This window comes from Rhodococcus phenolicus (genome assembly GCF_001646785.1).
GTDB lineage: Bacteria > Actinomycetota > Actinomycetes > Mycobacteriales > Mycobacteriaceae > Rhodococcus > Rhodococcus phenolicus.
This window is the reverse complement of sequence record NZ_LRRH01000022.1, coordinates 58,406-77,252: the sequence shown is the minus strand read 5'-3', so window position 1 is coordinate 77,252 and position 18,847 is coordinate 58,406. Positions and strand designations below refer to the sequence as shown.

The following is an 18,847-nucleotide window of genomic DNA, read 5'->3' as shown; positions in this document are numbered from 1 at the left end:
CGATCGCAGGCGTCGGCGAGTCCGCTTTCGGACGGTCCCTCGACCGGCCGATCGCGCATCTGGTGACCGACGCGTGCCGGGCCGCCCTCGCCGACGCGGGAATCGCGCCCGCCGACGTCGACGGCATTGTGGCTGCGGCCGCCCATCCCGGTGCCGACGACGTCTGCGCAGCGCTGGGTGTCACGCGCACGTTCACCGGCGCGCCGGGCATCCCGGCAGGCGCCGGGCCGCTCGCTGCAGTCGAGATCGCCCGCTTAGCAGTCGAATCGGGACGGGCGACGACCGTGCTCGTGTACTACGGCTATGCCGGGTCGAAACCCGGTGGACCCTACGGATTCCACGCGCAGGACCCGGTCAAGGCGAGCTACGAGATGCCCTTCGGCTGGTACGGGCAGCCGGTGTACTTCGCGGCGTGGGCGCAACGGTATTGCCACATCTACGGCGTCGATCCCGACGACCTGGGCTCGGTCGCGGTATCCAACCGGGCGTGGGCGTCGCTGACACCGGGCGCCCAGCGGCCGGCACCGTTGAGTGCTCGGCAGTATCTCGAATCCCCGATGATCGCCGAGCCCTTGCGCGCGGCCGACTGCTGTCTGATCACCGACGGTGCCGGCGCAGTCGTCGTCACCACGGTCGAGCGGGCCCGGGATCTGCCGGGCGTGCCGGTCGTCGTCGCCGGGTCGTCCACCGTCGCGGTGGGTCCCCCGATGACGTCGTTCTTCAGCCAGAACGAGGACCTGTGCTCGTTCGGCTCCGCGGTGTCGGGTCCGCGCGCCTTCGCCGAGGCGGGACTCGGTCCGGCGGACATCGACGTCGCCGAGATCTACGACTGTTTCTCGATCTCCCAGGCCATCCAGTTCGAGGATCTCGGGTTCTGTGGCAAGGGGGAGGCCTTCGCATTCCACGAAGCCGGTCACACGCGTCCCGGCGGCCGGTTGCCCGTGAACACTCACGGTGGGCACCTCGCCTACGCCTACATTCCCGGCATCGTCCACGTGATCGAAGCCGTCCGGCAACTGCGCGGCACCCGGGGTGCGGCGCAGGTCGAGGGTGCGGCCACCGCCCTGGTCGCGGCGCTCGCCGGCGGCGAGCACTCGACCCTGATCCTGACCGAGGACCGGTGACACCGTGACCGACACACCCACCGAAACGCACGCCGGGGTACCGGACTACGCACCACCCACGGGCCCGGCCGAACTGCAGCCGTTCTGGGACGCGACCGCTCGCGGTGAACTCGCCTTCCCGCGTTGCCCGGACTGCGGACGCTGGCACTGGTATCCGGGTCCGGCGTGCCCGTGCGGCACCGCCTCCGAGCCGCAGTGGCACCCGGTCTCGGGGACCGGTGTGATCCACACCTTCAGCCGCGTCCACCGCGCGTTCCTGCCGTCCGGCTCGCCGGTGCCGTACGTCGTCGCGCTGGTCGACATCGACGACGCGCCCGGTGTCCGGCTCGTCACCAACCTGATCGGCCCCGGCGCCGACGATCCCGTGATCGGGCAGCCGGTGGTGCTGTCGCCGACCGTCCTGTCCACCCACACCCTGCCGACCTTCGCGATCGCGCAGGAGCGGATCACACGAGAAAGCACACAGGCATGAGATTTTCGCTCCGATACGACATGCGTGCCCCCGCGGTCGGGGCACCAGCCCCCGAACTGTATCTCGCAGCGGTGGAACAAGCCGGCTGGGCCGACACGACCGGATTCGACACGATCTACCTGGCCGAGCATCACGGCGCCGAGGACGGATACTGCGCGTCCCCGATGATTCTCGGCGCCGCGATGCTCGGGCGCACCGAGCGCATCCACGTGCACTTCTCGGCGCTCGTCGCAGTTCTGCACCACCCGTTGCGTCTGGCCGAGGACCTGGCCACTCTCGACCTCGTGGGCGGTGGCGGTCGCGTCGAGATGACGATGGGGATCGGTTACCGGCCAGACGAATTCGCGATGTTCGACGTCCCGATGAAGCGCCGGGTCAGGATCCTCGAGGAGATCGTCGACACCCTCGACAAAGCGTGGACCGGTGAGCCCTTCGAGTTCCGGGGCACGACAGTGCGGGTACGCCCGACGCCGGTGGGACCGGACCGTCCGCCGATCTACATCGGCGGATCGGCGGATGCGTCGGCACTGCGCGCGGCGCGCCTGGGCGACAACTACATGCCGGCCGGATCCGAGAAGGAGCGGCTCTATGCGCTCTACGATGCCGAACGCGAACGGCTCGGTCTTCCGATTCCCCCGCGCCCGGCGTCGGCCGGACCGCTGTTCCTCCACGTCACCGACGATCCGGAGCGGGACTGGCCGGTCCTCGCCCCGCACCTGATGTACACCACGAACGCGAATGCGCAGTGGGCGAAGGAGCGCGGCGTCGGTACGACCGGCTACCCGTTCGTCGAGACCCTCGACGAACTGAAGCGACAGTCGCAGTTCGTCGTCGTCACTCCGGAGCAGTGCGTCGAATTTGCAGTCGAACGCGGTGACGACTCGGAACTGATGTTCCAGCCGCTCATGGGTGGTCTCGCCCCGGAGGTCGGCTGGCGCAGCCTCGAATTGTTCGCGGCGAAGGTCCTGCCCGAACTGGGACGCAGGGGATTGACGGTGCCCACGGCGAACTGAACCGAGGAACGCCGAAATACGGTCGGGGACGACAACCGGAAGGAACAGCAATGACATCACGGACACCGGCACGGGGTGCGGCGGCGGTGGCCGCCGCGACCGCGGCGGCATTGATCCTCGCCTCGTGCGCGCAGTCCGCGGGCGGTGCACAGTCCGGCGGAGCCGGCGTCGACCACGGCGCGAGCATGGAGGACTACCGGGCTGCGTTCGAGGACGTGGAACCGATCGTGCTGCACGTCCAGTCCCCGGCCGCGAAGGGTGCCTCCGGTGGCCAGCACATCGAGAACTACGCCGCCGCGGTCTCCGAATGGTCGGGCGGCAAAGTCACGTTCGACATCGTGTACTCCAACGGAGTCGCGGCCCCGACGGACGCCGACAACGCGATCGAGGACGGCCGGCTCGACATCGCGCAGGTGATGGCACCGTACGAGCCGAAGGAATATCCCGCGACCGCGGCGCTGAACACCGCGAGCGTGCTGTCGGACAACAGCGTGATCGTCGGCAGCCTGTCCTCCAACGCCTGGCCGGTCGACGTGGCATTCGACACTCCGGAGATCGTGGCCGAATTCGAGGACCACGGGCTGAAGATGCTGCTGCCCTCGTTCAACTCCGGTTCGATCGCGCTGATCTGTTCGCAGCAGCGGGCAACGCTGAACGATCTGAAGGGCCAGTCCATCGCATCCGGATCGGCGACGCTCGGCGGTCAGGTGTCCGCGCTCGGCGCGAATCCGGTGTCCATCGGCTACACGGAGTACTTCGAGAGCCTGCAGCGCGGTGTCGCGGCCTGCGCCGCAACGACACTGACGGCCGGAATGATCGCGGGAATCATGGACATCGCACCGAACGCGGTGATCGACGCCGACGCCGGTTTCGCCAACACCTCGGGCGCGCTCGCGATGAGCGCGAGCACCTGGGACGCGCTGCCGCTGGTCGCGCAGCAGCTGCTCTGGGACCGGCTCGACGTGTTCGTCGAGGGCAGTCTGAACAAGATCTGGGAGGGCACGGTCGCCGCATCCGCGACGATCGCCGAGCGTGGCGGCACCGCAGGTGGTTTCGCCGACGACGCGCGGGACGCGCTGCGCGCGCAGAACGAGGTCATCCTCGCCGATCTCGAGGAGAATGCCCCGGGTGGAGCGGAGTTCGTCGAACGTTCCCGGCAGTCCGCCGAGCAGTGGAAGTCGACGGTGACCGGCCTCGGATACGAGAACGCGGTGGACTATGCGGGATTCGCGCAGTGGTACTCGCCGGAGAAGCTGGACGTGACCGTGTTCGTCGACACCCTGTTCGACGAGGTGCTGCTCGACCATCGTCCGTCCTGACCTGTACACGGCGAAACGGGCCGGAAAGCCGATGGCTTTCCGGCCCGTCCCGTGGGTGCGATCAGGGCCGGTGCGGGTCCGCCCGGGTGATCGGGGGAGCGGTCTTCCAATCGGGCAGGCCCAGTTCGGGAGTGCCCACCACGGTCTTGCCGCCGGACAGGTGCGTCCACTGGGCGTGGTTGAGCTGGTGGATGGTGAAACACGCGTCGAGAGCGGAGGAGAAGCCCATGGCGTCCTGGCTCTGGTTGACCGATTCCTTGACCAGCAGGGCCGCCATCGACGGGACTTGCGCGATACGGCGGGCGAACGCGAGCGTGTTCTCGGTCAGGGTGTCCGCGGGGAAGACCTTGCTGACCATGCCGAGTGCGCGTGCGTCCTCGGCGTCGAGGCTGTCGCCGGTCAGCAGCAGCTCCTTCGCCTTGCGGGGACCGAACTCCCAGGGGTGGCCGAAGTACTCGACGCCGCACATGCCCAGGCGGGTGGCGACGACATCGGCGAACTGGGTGCCCTCGGCGGCGACGATCAGATCGCATGCCCAGGTGAGCATGAGCGCGGCGGAGAAGACGTTGCCGTGGACCTCGGCGACGGTGATCTTGCGCAGGTTCCGCCAACGGCGGGTGTTGTCGTAGAAGTAGTGCCACTCCTGGTGGAATCGGGATTCGACCGCGTCCTTGGTGCCGCCGGTGCACGTGTAGGACCAGTGCTGGTCCGGGCCGGGGCCTCGCTCTGCGAGATAGTCGGGGCTGCCGAGGTCGTGGCCGGAGGAGAACACCGGTCCGTTGCCGGCGAGGATCACGACGCGGACGGTGTCGTCGGCCTCGGCACGCGCGAACGCCTCGTCGAGTTCGACGAGCAGGCCCCGGTTCTGGGCATTGCGGTACTTCACGCGGTCGAGGACGATGCGGGCGATGGTGCCCTCGTCGTGGGTCTCGTACTGCAGGTACTTGTACTCGGTGGCGGTGCGGGGATCGGTCATGCGGGTCGAGCCTTTCTGCGGCGGGTTCAGACGGACTGCGTGGAGATCGAGACGAGCGCGAGCGCCTGATCGAGAAGTGATTGGGAGACACCGTGGAAGCGCTGTCCGAGCGCGGAATCCGCCTTGCCGGCGCATGCTCGGGCGTGCGTTCCCTCGAGGATGATCGCGAGCCGGTAGCACGCGAGGACCTGGTACCAGTCGAATCCGGTCATGTCGCGGCCCGAGATGCTGCCGTAGCGTGCGATCAGTTCGTCGCGGCCGGGCAGGCCGTCGATCCGGTGTGCGAGCCCGACCGTGCGGGTCTCGTCGGGGTTCGGCCAGGTCGCCAGCAGGTGACCGAGGTCGAGCAGTGGGTCGCCGACGGTCGCGAGTTCCCAGTCGACGACGGCGGCCACCTGCGCGGTGTCGCGCCGGAACATCACGTTCCCGAAGTGGTAGTCGCCGTGGATGATTCCCTTGGACCATTCGGCAGGCCGGTTCGCATCCAGCCACGCTCCGATTTCCTCCACGCCGTTCAGGTCGGGACCCGACCAGCCGTCGAGGTCGTGGTACGACTCGAGTTGCCTGCGCCACCGGCCCACCTGGCGCTCGATCCACCCGTCGGCGCGGGCAACCTGGTCGGCGCCGAGTCGAACCGGGTCGAGACGTCCGAGAGCGGCGACCGCGTCGACCATCGACAGCCCCATGGCGTGCTGCAGCTGCGGCGACGACACGTGCGGCTCGGGTATCTCGGTGGTGGCGGTGAATCCGTCGACGGATTCCATGACGAAGAAGAAGCATCCCATGACGTCGAGGTCCTCGCACGAGGCGACCAGGCGAGGGTGCGGGACATCGCTGCCGGCGAGGGCGCGCAGGACGTGTGCCTCACGCCGCATCGTCTCGTCGCTGTTGCTGCGCTTGTGCAGTGGCGGCCGCCGGAACACGTAGCTCTGCCCGGCGCGGGTGAATCGGACCAGGATGTTCTGGGTTCCGCCGGTCAGGGGGAGCACATCGGTGACCGGCCCGTTGCCCACGTCGTTGTGGTCCAGCCAGGACGTCAGCACGTCGATGTCCACCATGTTCCGATCGTTCATCGGGCTACCTTCTGTCTACGTTCGTCGGCCGGGCGGTGCGCGGCGCAGTGATCCGCGACACTCGCTGACGGCACTGTACACATTGGTGGCAACTATTGTCATGATTTGCTTCACATTGAGTCGCATCGTTGTTACAGTTCGAGGGAAGCGCACGGTGACTCGTCCCCTCGACGATTCGAATCGTGCGCAGGCGTGAGCGCCCTCGCGACCACGCTCTCGAACTGACGCGATCGTTCTCCTCCAGGTGGTGCAATGGGTATCGAAATGGTTCTGGACATGGCGGCCTCGGTCGAGCCCGATCGGATCGCGATCGGCCGCCGCGACTCGGGCACGACCTATCAGCAGCTCGTGGACACGACCGCGCGGGGCGCGACGGTGCTGCGCGAGCACGGCGCCCGCCACGTGGTCTTCGTCGGTGTCAACGGTCCGATCCTGCCCGTCCTCACCTTCTCGGCCGCCCGCGCGGGGATCCCCATCGCACCGCTGAACTACCGCCTCGCGACCGATCAGCTCCGCGACCTCGTCGCGCAGCTCGACCGGCCGCTGATCGTCGCGGACCCCGCCTACCTCGACAAGCTCACCGGCGCGGCCGACACCGTCCTGACCGGCGAGCAGTTCCTCGAAGCCGCAGGCGCGGCAGAACCGGCCGAGTGCGAACCCACCCCCGACGACGCGACCGCCGTCGTGCTGTTCACCTCGGGCACCACCTCCGCACCCAAGGGCGTGCTGCTGCGACATCACCACCTCACGTCGTATCTCTTCAACACCGTCGAATTCGGTTCGGCCACCGCGGAACACGCCACGCTCGTGAGTACCCCGCCGTACCACATCGCCGGAATGGGAGCGGTGCTGAGCAACGTCTACGCGGGCCGCCGCATGGTGTACCTGCCGGACTTCACGCCGCAGTCGTGGCTCGAGCTCGTCCGCACCGAAGGCGTCACCAGCGCGATGGTCGTACCCACCATGCTCGCCCGCGTCGTCGAGCACCTCGACGGTGCCACCGCCGGCACCCCGGCCCTCGCGTCGCTCGCGTACGGAGGTGCCCGGATGCCGCAGCCCGTCCTCGAGAAGGCGCTCGTGGCGTTCCCCGACACCGGATTCGTCAACGCCTACGGACTGACCGAGACCAGCTCCACCATCGCGGTACTCGGACCCGACGACCACCGCGAGGCGCTCGCCGATCCGGCACTGCGCGGGCGCCTGTCGTCGGTCGGCCGGATCGTGCCCGGGATGGAGGCCCAGATCCGCGACGAGGACGACGTGACCGTGCTCGCCGACGGCGAGACCGGCCTGCTGTGGGTCCGCGGCGCCCAGGTCAGCGGCGAATACATGGGCAAGGGATCCGCCCTCGACGCCGACGGCTGGTTTCCCACTCGCGACCGTGCCCGGATCGAGGACGGATTCCTCTACATCGGGGGCCGCGCCGACGACACCATCATCCGAGGTGGCGAGAACGTCGCACCCGCCGAGATCGAGGACGTCCTGGTCCGCCACGACGACGTGCGCGAGGTCGCGGTGATCGGCCTCCCCGACGACGAGTGGGGCGAACGGATCTGCGCCGTCATCGTGCCCGCCCGCGACGATCACGCCGATCCCGAAGCCGTGCGTGCGTGGTGCCGCGAGCGCCTGCGCGGCTCGCGAACTCCCGACGACGTCGTGTTCGTCGACGAACTCCCCAAGACACCCACGGGCAAGCTCGTGCGTCGCGACCTGGTCTCGAGACTCACGCTGCCCGAGTCTGCCTGAAACCCCACAATCCCGAAGTCTTCCGATCGGAGAACCACATGCGAACAGCCGTGATCGTCGACCTCGTACGATCCGGATCCGGCCGCGGCAAGGCCGGTGGTGCACTGTCCGGCGTGCACCCGATCGACCTGCTCGCCGATGTGCTCCGGGGACTGATGGCGCGCAACGACTTCGACCCGGCGCTCGTCGACGACGTCGTCGGCGGCTGCGTGAGCCAGGCCTCGGAACAGGCCGGCAACATCACCCGGTCCGCCGCGCTCGCGGCCGGCCTGCCCGAATCCGTGCCCGCCACCACCGTCACCCGCGCCTGCGGTTCGAGCCAGCAGGCCGTGCACTTCGCGGCGCAGGGCGTGCAGGCCGGCGCGTACGACATCGTGATCGCGTGCGGCGTCGAATCGATGAGCCGAGTTCCGATGGGAACTGCGCCGATCGGTGCGGACCTGGTCGGCACCGCGCTCGGTGCGCGCTACCCGGAGGGCTGGATCGGTCAAGGACTCGCCGCCGAACTCGTTGCGCAGCACTGGAAGCTCACTCGCGACGATGTCGATGCCTACGCCTACGACTCGCACCGGCGAGCGGCAGCGGCAGCCGCGACCGGGCACTTCGATCGGGAGATCGTGCCCGTTTCCACCCCGAACGGACCGCACGTCACGGACGAGACGGTCCGTCCGTCCACGACACTCGAGAGCCTCGGCGGTCTGCGCCCGTCCTTCCGCAGTGACGCCGCCGACGCCCGTTTCCCCGGCCTGGACTGGATGATCACGCCGGGCAACTCGTCGCCGCTCACCGATGCGGCTTCGGCCGCGCTGATCATGTCCGAGGACAAGGCCGTCGAACTCGGACTCGCGCCCCGTGCACGCTTCGTGGACTTCGCCGTCGCCGGCGACGACCCGTTGATGATGCTCACCGCCCCGATCCCCGCCACCCACAAGATCCTCGACCGTACCGGGCTGCGGATCGACGAGATCGACGCGTACGAGGTCAACGAGGCGTTCGCGTCGGTCCCGCTCGCGTGGTCCCGTGAATTCGCCGCCGACCCGGGACGGGTCAACCCGGACGGTGGTGCGATCGCGCTCGGGCATGCCATCGGCGCGTCGGGCGTCCGATTGCTCACCACATTGGTCAGCAGGCTCGAACGCACCGGCGGACGCTACGGCCTGCAGACCATGTGCGAACACGGCGGGATGGCGAATGCGCTTCTCGTCGAACGAATGTGAGTGAGTGCCCTGCACTACTATCCGACACCGGCAGTGAGGAATCGAGCAGTGGAGACGAACGACATCGGCTGCGCCCCGCTCACGACTGCCACCGCCGTGGCCGGTCGCGAGTGGCTGTTGCGGTCACGGCCCAAGGGCCGCCCGAAGACCACCGACGTCGAGCTCGTCGACGTCGTGGTCGGTGCCCCCGGCACAGGTCACGTGCGGGTCGAGAACCTGGTCATGTCGGTCGAGCCGTACATGCGCGGCCGGATGGGCGGCGAGGCGACGTACGCGGAGCCGTATCCGATCGGTGAGCCGATGCTCGCTCCCACGGTCGGCCGGGTCACCGCGTCGGCCGACGACACCGTGCCGGTCGGCGCGCTCGTGCTGCACGAGCGCGGCTGGCGCGAGCACGCCCTGGTCCCCGCATCGGAGTGCCGGATCGTCGCTCACGACGACCTGCCGCCGGTCGCGCATCTCGGATTGCTGGGCATCCCCGGGATGACGGCGTGGATCGGTGCGGAGCGGATCGCCCGTATCGAGACGGGCGATGTCGTATTCGTCTCCTCGGCTGCCGGCGCGGTCGGATCCACCGTCGTCCAGATCGCGAAACTGCGCGGGGCAACCGTGATCGCGAGTGCCGGATCCGCCGAAAAAGTCGCTCTGGCACGGGAACTGGGCGCAGATGTGGCGTTCGACTACCACGACGGGCGTGTGACGGACCTGCTCCGGGACGCGCTCGCCCAGGTCGGCGCGAGCGGCCTGGACGTGTACTTCGACAACGTCGGAGGCGACCACCTCGAGGCCGCCATCCGGGTGATCAACGACCATGCGCGGATCGCGCTGTGCGGGATGATCAGCATCTACAACGCGGAGGCTCCGCAGCCGGGGCCGAGCAACCTGATCAAACTGATCTGGCGTCGCGCGCGGATGGAAGGATTCCTCCTCCGCGACCATCTCGACGCCCGCGACGACTTCGAGTCGCAGATGGCGACGTGGATCCGGATGGGCGCGATCCGGCCCGTCCATACGGAATTCGCCGGTGGTGTCGCGGGGGCCTGGGACGCGTTCCTCGGCATGCTCGGCGGTACCGCGACGGGGAAGGCCGTTGTTCCCCTCGTGGCCGACGGCAGCGCACGTGAACACGGCGGGAGCATCTCGCCCGAGAAGGAGGTACAAGATGACCGATCAGGCGCTTCCGCTGGAAGGTAAGGTCGCGCTCGTCACCGGCGGCAGCCGCGGTCTGGGGCGCGAGATGGTGCTGGCGTTCGCACGGGCGGGTGCCGACACCGTCATCGTCAGCCGCAAGATCGACAGTTGCGAGAAACTCGCCGCCGAGGTCGTCGAGACGACCGGGCGCCGGGCACTGCCTGTGGCCTGCCACGTCGGTGACTGGGATGCACTGGACGGACTCGTCGAGCGGACCTACGCGGAGTTCGGCAGGATCGACATCCTCGTGAACAATGCGGGTATGTCACCGCTGTACGACTCGCTCGGGAACATCTCCGAAGCACTGTGGGACAAGGTGTTCGATGTCAACCTCAAGAGCGCGTTCCGGCTGACGACCCTCGTCGCACCGAGGATGGTCGCGGCAGGCGGAGGCACCGTGATCAACATCAGCTCGATCGCTTCCGAGCGCCCCACCACCGTGGACCTGCCCTATGCGGCCGCCAAGGCGGGACTGAACATTCTGACCAAGGGCTTCGCGCAGGAATACGGACCGACGGTGCGAATCAACGCCATCATGGCCGGACCGTTCCTCACCGACATCAGCAAGTCCTGGGACATGGACGTCGTCGCGGAACGCTTCCACGCGCTGCCGCTCGAACGCGCCGGCAATCCCGACGAGATCGTCGGGGCGGCCCTGTACCTGGCCGGGCCGGGCTCGACCTTCACCACCGGCGCGATCATCCCGGTCGACGGCGGCCGCACGGCGATGCGCTGAACAGTCACGACCTGCACGACTTTTCGAGAAAGGTAACCGCAGATGAGCTGGGGATTCGAAACCGACCCCGAGTACCAGAAGGTGCTCGACTGGGCCGAGGAATTCGTGACCACCGAGGTCGAGCCCGTGGACCAGGTGATCACCCACGCGTGGGATCTGCAGGATCCGCTGCGGCAGAAGCTGATCCCGCCGCTCCAGGACAAGGTGCGCGAACAGGGGCTCTGGGCCACCCACCTCGGTCCCGAACTGGGCGGACAGGGTTTCGGTCAGCTCAAGCTCGCGCTGCTCAACGAGATCGTCGGACGCACCCACTCGGGTCCCATCGTCTTCGGCGCACAGGCACCGGACTCGGGCAACACCGAAATCCTCGCGCACTACGGCACCCCCGAACTCAAGGAGCGGTACCTGAAGCCGCTCATCGAGAACGAGATCGTCTCGTGCTACGCGATGACCGAGCCGCAAGGCGGTTCGAACCCGGTCGAATTCGAGACCACCGCGGTCCTCGACGGCGACGAATGGGTCATCAACGGCGAGAAATGGTTCGGAAGCAACGCGCGCTTCGCGTCGTTCTACATCATCATGGCGGTGACGGACCCGGACGCCGAGCCGCACCGCCGGCTATCCCAGTTCATCGTCCCGGCCGATACCCCCGGCGTGGAGATCGTCCGGAACACCGGTGTCTGGGGCCACGACTACGAGGTCGGCACGCACGCCTACACCCGCTGGACGGACGTGCGTATCCCCAAGGACCACATCCTCGGTGAAGTCGGGCAGGGCTTCGAGGTCGCCCAGACCCGTCTCGGCGGCGGCCGCATCCACCACGCGATGCGGACGGTCGGGCTCGTGCGCGCCTCGCTGGACATGATGCTCGAGCGGGCGTCGTCGCGGACCACCCGCGGCAAGCGGCTGGGTGACCAGCAGCTGGTGCAGGAGATGATCGCCGATTCGTGGCTGCAGATCGAGCAGTTCCGTCTGCTCGTGCTGCGCACGGCCTGGCGCATCGACCGGTACAAGGACTACCGCAAGGTCATCAGGGACATCGCCGCGGTGAAGGCCGCCATGCCCAAGGTGCTGCTCGACGTCACCTCGCGGGCGGTGCAACTACACGGTTCGCTCGGTGTGTCCAAGGAACTGCCGCTGGGCAAGTGGCTGTTCGAGAGCTACCACATGGGACTGGCCGACGGTGCCACCGAGATTCACAAGGTGAGCCTGGCACGTCAGCTCCTGCGTGACGCCGAGCCGCACGACGGACTGTTCCCGAGCTACCACGGTCCGGCGCTCGAGGAACTGGCGCGCAAGAAGTTCGCTGCGCAGCTCGCCGGACTCGAGAACTGAGTCGCCCGACGCGCGACACGGGCCCCGGAGCGGAAAGCTCCGGGGCCCGCGTATTTCGGCCGTCCCGCGGCTGCCTGTTGTCAGTGGTCGGCGGAGACGACGAACGCGGTCGATCCGGCCAGGCCGTTGGAGACGGTGACCACCGACCGCCGCGCACCGGAGATCTGACGCTCACCCGCCCGGCCGGTGACCTGGTACGCGGCCTCGGTCAACTGGGTCATGCCGTGGAGGCGGCCCTCGGCGAGGCAACCGCCCCCGGTGTTGAGCGGCAGGGAGCCTGTGGGGCGGGCGTTGCCGTCGTCGATGAACGCCGCTGCCTCGCCGGGTCCGCAGAAGCCGAGACCTTCGAGCCAGGTGTAGGCGAAGATCGAGAAACCGTCGTAGAGCTGCGCGATGTCGATGTCGGTCCGGCCGATTCCCGCTGCCGCCCAGAGGCGTTCGCCGGTGGCGCCGGCACCGGCACGGATGTCTTCGAGGGTCATCGGGACGCCGGTGGCCCCCACGTGATTGCTGGTGGCGTACCCCGAGATCAGCGCCGGCGGGTTGCGCAGATCGCGTGCACGGTCGGTGCGGGTGAGGACGATCGCCACGGCACCGTCGACCGGAAGGTCGCAGTCGAGCATGGTGATGGGATCGGCGATCATCCGCGAGGTCAGGTACTCGTCCCGGGTCAAGGTCTTCCCGCGGAAGTAGGCGTTCGGATTGAGGTGCGCACGCTCGCGATTGTCGACGACGAAGTTCGCGAACGATTCCCGCTTCGCCCCGGACGTTTCGAGGTAGCGACGCGCGACCGTCCCGGCCCACGCCGCGGGAATGGAGAAGCCGTAGGGCGCGAAGAACTGGTCCTTGCCCGTAGCGTGGGCGGCGGTGAAATTCGAATAGCGCCCTTGCGGCATGTGCAGCGCGCGATAGAGCACGACGTGGGTGCACGCGCCGGCGACGAGGGCGTTGACGGCGTCGATGGCGGCGTGGGTGACCATCGGGGTGGTGTTGCCGAGCCAGGTGATCCGGTCCCGGATCTTCAGGGCTCCGGCCAGATAGGCGGGGGTGACGACGTCGATGCCGTCCTGGTTACCTTTGGCGCCACCGTAGACCGGCATCGTCGGGGTCGTCGCGAGACCGTCGACGTCCGCGCGCGACAGTCCGGCGTCCGCCAGTGCGGCGTCGGTCGCTTCGACGGTGAGCGAGGCGAGTGTGCGCGGATTCCGGCGGATCAGTTCGGTGTAGCCGATTCCGGCGATCGCGACCTTGTCACGGTAGTCCCACATGGTCAGGCCTTCCTCGGGCGGAACTGCGGCACGACGGTGCCGGGGGCGAGTTCGTCGAACGTCACTTCCAGATCGAGGCCGATGCGGAGGTCGCCGGGGTCGGCGTCCACCACGTTCGTGGTGACGAGCAGTCCGGCCTGTTCCGCGAGTTCGACGACGCCGACGATGTACGGCAGGGAGTCGGCGAAGCCCGGTGCCGGAGCGTCGTGGACCACCGTGTACGAGTACAGCGTGCCGCGGCCGGAGACCGTGCGCCATTGCAGGTCGGTGGTGTCGCAGCAGGGGCAGGTGTCCACCGGCAGGTGCACGTGGCGTGCGCAACCGGGGCAGTACTGCACTGCCAGCTGCCCTGCGCGCGCCGCCTCCCAGTACCCGGATGTGATGTCGTCCGGGAGGGGGAGTGGTTTGAGCGGAGTCTGGCTCATGTGGGCTCCTCGATCGGTGTCCCGTTGTCGGCAATGTAGATAATGGTAATCATCTATTGCTATTCTGTGACGACGGTCTCCCTCCGTCAAGTTGCCACCCGCAGGGTTGCACTGCGGAACGGCGACCCGAAGCATCGATCCGAGTTCAGCCAAATCATTCGCATGAAATCTTGACTTCACGGCCTATTCAAGCGAATGATATGCACATCGTGAGTGATGTGGATCACGACGGAATCACCCACATGCCCGGTTCGTCCGGGCAGAGCGGCGGGCGGAGAGAACATGCGCTGGACCACGAAGATCTGGAACAGGCTCGGCCGTAACGGATTCGGCCGGCTGTATCCGGCACTCACGGCGGCCGGTCAGCTCATTGCGACCTGAGACCGGACGCATCGAGACCGCACACCATCCCCTCACAATGCGGAGTTGACATGAGCGCATCCCCGAGCGCTTCGAGCAAGCGGACCCCACCGCTGTTGATGCTCATCGAAGTACCGGCAGTCATCGTTCTTTTCGTCATGATGATCCACGTGACCGCCAACGCGCTGCTGCGCGCGTTCGCCTCGCATCCGATCCCGAACACGCTCGAGATCACGCAGTACATCTACCTGCCGATCATCGCGCTCCTCGGATTCATGGCGGCCCAGGCCCGGGGCGAGCACATCGTCGCCGACCTGGTGACCCACTACTTCCCGACATCGGTCCGCCGCGCGGTTCTGGCCGGCGGATACGCTCTCGCCGCGCTCGTGATGTTCGGCTTCGCCTGGTACGGCCTCGAGGAAGCGCTGCACGCCCGTGAGATCGGCAAGACCGCCGGTGTGTCCACCGTCGTGTCGTGGCCCGTGTTCTTCCTGATCCCGATCTCCTTCGGAGTCTTCGGAATCCAGCTGTGCTTCGCGACCGTGCGGGCACTGCGCGGAGCCGAGGACGACACCGACCCGATCGACGCCGAGGTCGCACGCATCAACGAGGAACTCGACGCCGAGCACGCCGTGCCCGCAACGATGTCCACCACGCCCGATTCGGAGGCGAAATGACCACCACCACCGCTGCCGAGACGCCGAATCCCGGCATGGCGCCACCCGAGGTCGGTCCCAGCAGGAAGACGACGGTCCGATCGTGGACCGTGTTCGCGATCCTCATGGTGGCGCTCGTGGGCTCCGTCGTCGCGATCTTCCTGCCGCTCACACCGATCGCGATCGGTTGCGCCGCGCTCGTCATGATGATGGCGCTGCTGTGCCTGCGCGTACCCGTCGCACTGACGATGATCATCCCGTCGTTCGCAGGTCTGTACGCGATCCGCGGTGAGAAGACCGTCACCAGTGCCCTGACCGCGTTGCCGTACGACCAGGTCGCGAGCTGGACGCTCAGCGTCGTCCCGATGTTCGTGCTCATGGGCCTGCTGCTGTGGCGTTCGGGTCTGACCGACACGCTCTACACCGCCGCCCGCCACTGGCTGGGCTGGATGCCGGGTGGTCTCGCCGTCGGCACCAACATTGCGGGGTCGGGCCTGGCCGCGGTGAGCGGTTCGACCACCGGAACCGCATACGCCCTGGGCCGCATCGGTATTCCCGAGATGCTCAAGGCCGGATACGATCGCCGCCTCGCCGTCGGCGCGGTCATCGTCGCAGGTCTGCCCGGTCAGTTGATTCCGCCGAGCATCCTGCTGGTCCTCTACGCGGGTATCGCGGAGGTGCCGGTCGGCAAGGCACTGCTCGCGGGCATCGGCCCGGGCATCCTCGTCTCGGTCATGTTCACGATCGCGATCATCCTGTTCGCGGTCTTCGGCAAGGATCTCGCCGGAACCAAGGAGAGCCGCGTCGAGGCCGCGCACGTGAGCTGGAGTGTGCGGTTCAAGAGCCTCGCCGCCGCCTGGCCGGTGCCGGTTCTGATCGTCGTCATCATCGGCGGAATGTTCTCCGGTGTCTTCACCGCCACCGAGGCCGGCGCCGTCGCCGCGCTGTGCTCGGTCGGCATCGTCTTCCTGTGGAAGCGCAAGGACGGCGGGGCGTGGCGCGCACTCGTCGACGGGTCTGTCGGCACGGTCTCGACGGTCGGCGCCGTGTTCCTGCTGCTCATCGGTGTCGAGGCGCTTTCCCGGATGATGACGCTGACGGGCATCAGCAACGGGTTCGCCGACCTGATCGCGAGCATGGACCTGAGCCGGGTCGAGTTCCTGCTGCTGATGCTCGTGGTCTACCTGATTCTCGGTGCGTTCATGGAACCGCTGCCGATGATGGTGCTCACCATCCCGATTCTGATCCCGACGCTCGAGGCGCTCGACATCTCGCTGCTGTGGTTCGGTGCCTTCACCGTGTTCATGGGCGAGCTCGCCATCCTGTCGCCGCCCGTCGGCATTCTCGCCATGGTGATCCATTCGATCACGAAGGATCCCGAGGTCAATCTCGGTAAGAACATTCCGCTCAAGGACGTGTTCGTCGCGTCCCTCTGGTTCCTGCCGATGGCCATCGTGGTCGTGCTGATCCTGATCTTCTTCCCGGAGATCTCCACGTTCCTGCCGGACCGCGCGAGCGGATAGGAGCGCCGGCGGCGCAGCGGAGAGGACAGCGTGCACGCGGCTCCACCCCGAGGGGGGTGGGGCCGCGTCTGCGTCGCACCGGCGTCCGCGGGGATATTCCTGATAATAAATCTCAACATAGTATTGACACCTGCCTGTGCCGCGCAGATACTTCCACTATGGCAACGTTCACGGAATTCCATTCGGAGGCAACCGAACCCACCGGACTCCCGCTGGACGGCGTGACCGTCGTCAGTCTCGAACAGGCCGTCGCGGCGCCCATCGCGAGTCGGCATCTCGCGGACCTCGGCGCCCGTGTGATCAAGGTGGAGCGCATCGGCGAAGGCGATTTCGCGCGCAACTACGACACCGCGGTGCACGGCCTCGCCTCGCACTTCGTGTGGCTCAACCGCGGCAAGGAGTCGATCTGCGTCGACCTCAAGGCGTCCGAGGGGCTCGAGGCGATCCGGTCGCTCGTGGCAGGTGCCGACGTGTTCATCCAGAACTTCGCGCCCGGGGCCGCCGAGCGCCTCGGTCTCGGTGCGGACGAACTGCGCGCCGATCATCCCGGACTCGTCGTGGTCAACATGACCGGTTACGGCACGTCGGGGCCGTTCAAGGACCGCAAGGCCTACGACATGCTCGTCCAGGCCGAGACCGGATTGTGCTCGATCACCGGAACCCCGGACACCGCGACGAAGACCGGTGTTCCGGCGTCCGACATCGCGGCCGGCCTGTACGCGCTCACCGCGATCCAGGCCGCACTGTTCCGGCGCGAGCGGACCGGCGTCGGCGCGACCATCGACCTGTCGATGTTCGACGCGACGGTCGAGTGGCTCGGCCATTCGATGTACATGCAGATGTACCAGGACGTCCAGATCAAGCGGATGGGACTCTCGCACGCGTCGATCGCGCCGTACGACGCGTACCCGACGCAGGACGGCAAGATCCTGATCGGGGTCCAGAACGATCGCGGCTGGCGCACCTTGATGTCGGAGGTGTTCGCGCGGGACGACCTGGCCGCGAATCCGCGCTATGCGACCAACGTGCTGCGCGTGCAGCACAGGGCCGAGGTCGATGCGCTGGTGGCGGAGGAGACCCGGCGGTTCTTCACCGCCGATCTCGATGCGCTGCTCGCCAAGGCCGGCGTCCCGGCCGCGCAGCTCAACGACATGAAGGGGCTGATCGCGCACCCCCAGCTCGAGGCTCGTGACCGTTGGCGGGAGGTCGGTACCGAGGCCGGGCCGATCCGCGCGGTTCTTCCGCCGATGACGTTCCGCGACGTGGAGATGCGCATGGGCCCGGTCCCCGCCCTGGGTGAGCAGACCGACCGCATTCTCGGCGAACTCGGTCTCACGGAAGCTCAGGTCGCGGGCCTGCGGGCCGCGGGCATCGTCCAATAGCGACGCGGTCGCACCAGTTTCGACACATCTATGTACATCATTATGGTGAACTGGGTAACATCGGGACGGCAACGAGACGCGGTGCGTCGAATGTGGTGAGGAGCGGACATGGGTGCGGATGCGACACCGGGGACCGAGGCGACGAACGGTAGCCGGCTGCGGTGCAACGAATGCGGGTCGGAGGCGATCGTCACGCGGGCGGGTGGTTCCTCGCTGGCGTGCTGCGGTGCGCCGCTCGAGATCATCTTCGCCGGGTGACCGGCGGCTCCGTTCCGCGACATTCCCCGATCGGCAGGAGTTTTCATGAACGAGGTCGGTAAGCGCTACACGTGCGCCACCTGCGACACCCAGATCATGTGCGTGAAGAAGGGCGACGGCGGGTTCACCTGCCACGGTGCGCCGATGGAGCTTCTCACCGCCAAGCCTCTTCCGTCCTCGGACTAGCCCGGGCTCGATCGCGGGATCGCCTGCGATGTCCGATGACAACACCGGTGGCCCGGACCCTGACCAGGGTCGGGGCCACCGGTGTCTTGTCCCGAAATCCACTGCGATCGAACCATTTCCGCCGCGCAGATCGATCTGCCGTGGGTTCTGCCGGACCCTTGTGATTAATCCATGAATATGATTATAGTGAACTGGGTAACGTTCGGCGGGGTGCAGGCGTCCCCGAAACCAGACATCGCGAAGGAGCGGACATGAGTACGGACACGACTCCCGGCACCGAGGCCACGAACGGAAGCCGGCTGCGGTGCACCGAGTGCGGTTCCGAGGCGATCGCGACCCGGGCGAACGGGTCGTCGCTGGCCTGCTGCGGTACGCCGCTCGAGGTCATCTTCGCCGCATAGCGGCAACAGGTTCCACCACTTCCAGGACTCCCAGGAGCTTTCATGAACGAGGTCGGTAAGCGCTACACGTGCGCCACCTGCGACACCCAGATCATGTGCGTGAAGAAGGGCGACGGCGGGTTCACCTGCCACGGTGCGCCGATGGAGCTTCTCACCGCCAAGCCGCTGCCGTCCTCCGACTAGCGG

General features: G+C 67.5%; 20 protein-coding genes. 16 read left to right on the top strand and 4 right to left on the bottom strand.

Going from position 1 to position 18,847, the window contains the following annotated elements; translation table 11 throughout:
- The 4 genes from A8G15_RS31055 to dctP all read left to right on the top strand — a co-directional run.
- A partial coding sequence (locus tag A8G15_RS31055; RefSeq protein ID WP_068157601.1) for a thiolase family protein occupies positions 1-1,124 on the top strand: 1,124 nt, incomplete at its 5' end.
- A 4-nt stretch (positions 1,125-1,128) separates the two neighbouring features.
- Entirely contained in the window at positions 1,129-1,596 is a 468-nt protein-coding gene (locus tag A8G15_RS08090) for a Zn-ribbon domain-containing OB-fold protein (RefSeq protein WP_082899738.1), read from the top strand.
- Complete coding sequence (locus A8G15_RS08085) at positions 1,593-2,609, top strand: LLM class flavin-dependent oxidoreductase (RefSeq protein ID WP_068157598.1); 1,017 nt, start codon at positions 1,593-1,595, stop codon at positions 2,607-2,609. The genes A8G15_RS08090 and A8G15_RS08085 overlap by 4 nt, the downstream gene beginning before the upstream one ends.
- A gap of 50 nt (positions 2,610-2,659) precedes the next feature.
- On the top strand, positions 2,660-3,928 hold the full coding sequence (gene dctP / locus A8G15_RS08080; protein ID WP_068157595.1) for a TRAP transporter substrate-binding protein DctP: 1,269 nt from the start codon (positions 2,660-2,662) through the stop codon (positions 3,926-3,928).
- A gap of 61 nt (positions 3,929-3,989) precedes the next feature.
- On the opposite strand, the gene A8G15_RS08075 is transcribed toward dctP, so the two are convergent.
- Together A8G15_RS08075 and A8G15_RS08070 are read right to left on the bottom strand one after the other, a co-directional pair.
- Entirely contained in the window at positions 3,990-4,904 is a 915-nt protein-coding gene (locus A8G15_RS08075) for an enoyl-CoA hydratase (protein ID WP_068157592.1), read from the bottom strand.
- A 26-nt stretch (positions 4,905-4,930) separates the two neighbouring features.
- Positions 4,931-5,977 (bottom strand): phosphotransferase family protein, encoded by a 1,047-nt coding sequence (locus tag A8G15_RS08070; RefSeq protein ID WP_068157589.1) that lies wholly within the window; start codon positions 5,975-5,977, stop codon positions 4,931-4,933.
- 252 nt (positions 5,978-6,229) lie between these two features.
- Here A8G15_RS08070 and A8G15_RS08065 point away from each other — a divergent pair, with 252 nt between their 5' ends.
- The 5 genes from A8G15_RS08065 to A8G15_RS08045 are packed head-to-tail and all read left to right on the top strand — an operon-like array spanning position 6,230 to position 12,202.
- Positions 6,230-7,723 carry a class I adenylate-forming enzyme family protein gene (locus tag A8G15_RS08065; RefSeq protein WP_068157587.1) on the top strand — a complete coding sequence of 498 codons (1,494 nt, stop codon included), beginning with the start codon at positions 6,230-6,232 and terminating at the stop codon, positions 7,721-7,723.
- A 38-nt stretch (positions 7,724-7,761) separates the two neighbouring features.
- Positions 7,762-8,940, top strand: a complete 1,179-nt coding sequence (locus A8G15_RS08060; protein ID WP_068157583.1) for a thiolase family protein — start codon at positions 7,762-7,764, stop codon at positions 8,938-8,940.
- A 48-nt stretch (positions 8,941-8,988) separates the two neighbouring features.
- Complete coding sequence (locus tag A8G15_RS08055) at positions 8,989-10,134, top strand: NADP-dependent oxidoreductase (protein WP_245687752.1); 1,146 nt, start codon at positions 8,989-8,991, stop codon at positions 10,132-10,134.
- Positions 10,103-10,867 (top strand): SDR family NAD(P)-dependent oxidoreductase, encoded by a 765-nt coding sequence (locus A8G15_RS08050; RefSeq protein WP_068157580.1) that lies wholly within the window; start codon positions 10,103-10,105, stop codon positions 10,865-10,867. Before A8G15_RS08055 ends, A8G15_RS08050 begins: the two co-directional genes overlap by 32 nt.
- A 42-nt stretch (positions 10,868-10,909) precedes the next feature.
- The gene (locus A8G15_RS08045; protein WP_068157576.1) at positions 10,910-12,202 is read left to right on the top strand and encodes an acyl-CoA dehydrogenase family protein; all 1,293 of its coding nucleotides are present in this window, start codon (positions 10,910-10,912) and stop codon (positions 12,200-12,202) included.
- 80 nt (positions 12,203-12,282) lie between these two features.
- Here A8G15_RS08045 and A8G15_RS08040 read toward each other — a convergent pair whose 3' ends face one another.
- Together A8G15_RS08040 and A8G15_RS08035 are read right to left on the bottom strand one after the other, a co-directional pair.
- Entirely contained in the window at positions 12,283-13,470 is a 1,188-nt protein-coding gene (locus tag A8G15_RS08040) for a thiolase C-terminal domain-containing protein (RefSeq protein WP_068157573.1), read from the bottom strand.
- A gap of 2 nt (positions 13,471-13,472) precedes the next feature.
- Positions 13,473-13,895 (bottom strand): Zn-ribbon domain-containing OB-fold protein, encoded by a 423-nt coding sequence (locus tag A8G15_RS08035; RefSeq protein ID WP_068157569.1) that lies wholly within the window; start codon positions 13,893-13,895, stop codon positions 13,473-13,475.
- Between the two features lie 431 nt (positions 13,896-14,326).
- On the opposite strand from A8G15_RS08035, the gene A8G15_RS08030 reads away from it, so the two are divergent.
- From A8G15_RS08030 to A8G15_RS30500, 7 genes are all read left to right on the top strand, one after another.
- Positions 14,327-14,932 carry a TRAP transporter small permease gene (locus A8G15_RS08030; protein ID WP_082899737.1) on the top strand — a complete coding sequence of 202 codons (606 nt, stop codon included), beginning with the start codon at positions 14,327-14,329 and terminating at the stop codon, positions 14,930-14,932.
- Positions 14,929-16,434, top strand: coding sequence for a TRAP transporter large permease (locus tag A8G15_RS08025; protein WP_068157565.1), 1,506 nt, complete (start codon positions 14,929-14,931; stop codon positions 16,432-16,434). Before A8G15_RS08030 ends, A8G15_RS08025 begins: the two co-directional genes overlap by 4 nt.
- Positions 16,435-16,592: 158 nt before the next feature.
- A complete protein-coding gene (locus tag A8G15_RS08020; RefSeq protein ID WP_068157563.1) occupies positions 16,593-17,816 on the top strand; it encodes a CaiB/BaiF CoA transferase family protein in 1,224 nt (407 codons plus the stop codon).
- A gap of 108 nt (positions 17,817-17,924) precedes the next feature.
- The gene (locus A8G15_RS29735) at positions 17,925-18,074 is read left to right on the top strand and encodes a hypothetical protein (RefSeq protein WP_082899736.1); all 150 of its coding nucleotides are present in this window, start codon (positions 17,925-17,927) and stop codon (positions 18,072-18,074) included.
- 45 nt (positions 18,075-18,119) lie between these two features.
- Positions 18,120-18,260, top strand: a complete 141-nt coding sequence (locus tag A8G15_RS30510; protein WP_156665300.1) for a hypothetical protein — start codon at positions 18,120-18,122, stop codon at positions 18,258-18,260.
- 251 nt (positions 18,261-18,511) lie between these two features.
- Entirely contained in the window at positions 18,512-18,661 is a 150-nt protein-coding gene (locus A8G15_RS30505) for a hypothetical protein (RefSeq protein ID WP_156665301.1), read from the top strand.
- A gap of 42 nt (positions 18,662-18,703) precedes the next feature.
- Positions 18,704-18,844, top strand: a complete 141-nt coding sequence (locus A8G15_RS30500) for a hypothetical protein (protein WP_156665300.1) — start codon at positions 18,704-18,706, stop codon at positions 18,842-18,844.
- Positions 18,845-18,847: the final 3 nt, after the last annotated feature.

Excerpts from the sequence above, each read along its gene's own strand:
- A8G15_RS08085 (WP_068157598.1), top strand. The coding sequence starts at position 1,593 with ATGAGATTTTCGCTCCGATACGACATGCGTGCCCCCGCGGTCGGGGCA.
- dctP (WP_068157595.1), top strand. The coding sequence starts at position 2,660 with ATGACATCACGGACACCGGCACGGGGTGCGGCGGCGGTGGCCGCCGCG.
- A8G15_RS08075 (WP_068157592.1), bottom strand. The coding sequence starts at position 4,904 with ATGACCGATCCCCGCACCGCCACCGAGTACAAGTACCTGCAGTACGAG.
- A8G15_RS08070 (WP_068157589.1), bottom strand. The coding sequence starts at position 5,977 with ATGAACGATCGGAACATGGTGGACATCGACGTGCTGACGTCCTGGCTG.
- A8G15_RS08065 (WP_068157587.1), top strand. The coding sequence starts at position 6,230 with ATGGGTATCGAAATGGTTCTGGACATGGCGGCCTCGGTCGAGCCCGAT.
- A8G15_RS08060 (WP_068157583.1), top strand. The coding sequence starts at position 7,762 with ATGCGAACAGCCGTGATCGTCGACCTCGTACGATCCGGATCCGGCCGC.
- A8G15_RS08050 (WP_068157580.1), top strand. The coding sequence starts at position 10,103 with ATGACCGATCAGGCGCTTCCGCTGGAAGGTAAGGTCGCGCTCGTCACC.
- A8G15_RS08045 (WP_068157576.1), top strand. The coding sequence starts at position 10,910 with ATGAGCTGGGGATTCGAAACCGACCCCGAGTACCAGAAGGTGCTCGAC.
- A8G15_RS08040 (WP_068157573.1), bottom strand. The coding sequence starts at position 13,470 with ATGTGGGACTACCGTGACAAGGTCGCGATCGCCGGAATCGGCTACACC.
- A8G15_RS08035 (WP_068157569.1), bottom strand. The coding sequence starts at position 13,895 with ATGAGCCAGACTCCGCTCAAACCACTCCCCCTCCCGGACGACATCACA.
- A8G15_RS08030 (WP_082899737.1), top strand. The coding sequence starts at position 14,327 with ATGAGCGCATCCCCGAGCGCTTCGAGCAAGCGGACCCCACCGCTGTTG.
- A8G15_RS08025 (WP_068157565.1), top strand. The coding sequence starts at position 14,929 with ATGACCACCACCACCGCTGCCGAGACGCCGAATCCCGGCATGGCGCCA.
- A8G15_RS08020 (WP_068157563.1), top strand. The coding sequence starts at position 16,593 with ATGGCAACGTTCACGGAATTCCATTCGGAGGCAACCGAACCCACCGGA.
- A8G15_RS29735 (WP_082899736.1), top strand. The coding sequence starts at position 17,925 with ATGGGTGCGGATGCGACACCGGGGACCGAGGCGACGAACGGTAGCCGG.
- A8G15_RS30510 (WP_156665300.1), top strand. The coding sequence starts at position 18,120 with ATGAACGAGGTCGGTAAGCGCTACACGTGCGCCACCTGCGACACCCAG.
- A8G15_RS30505 (WP_156665301.1), top strand. The coding sequence starts at position 18,512 with ATGAGTACGGACACGACTCCCGGCACCGAGGCCACGAACGGAAGCCGG.
- A8G15_RS30500 (WP_156665300.1), top strand. The coding sequence starts at position 18,704 with ATGAACGAGGTCGGTAAGCGCTACACGTGCGCCACCTGCGACACCCAG.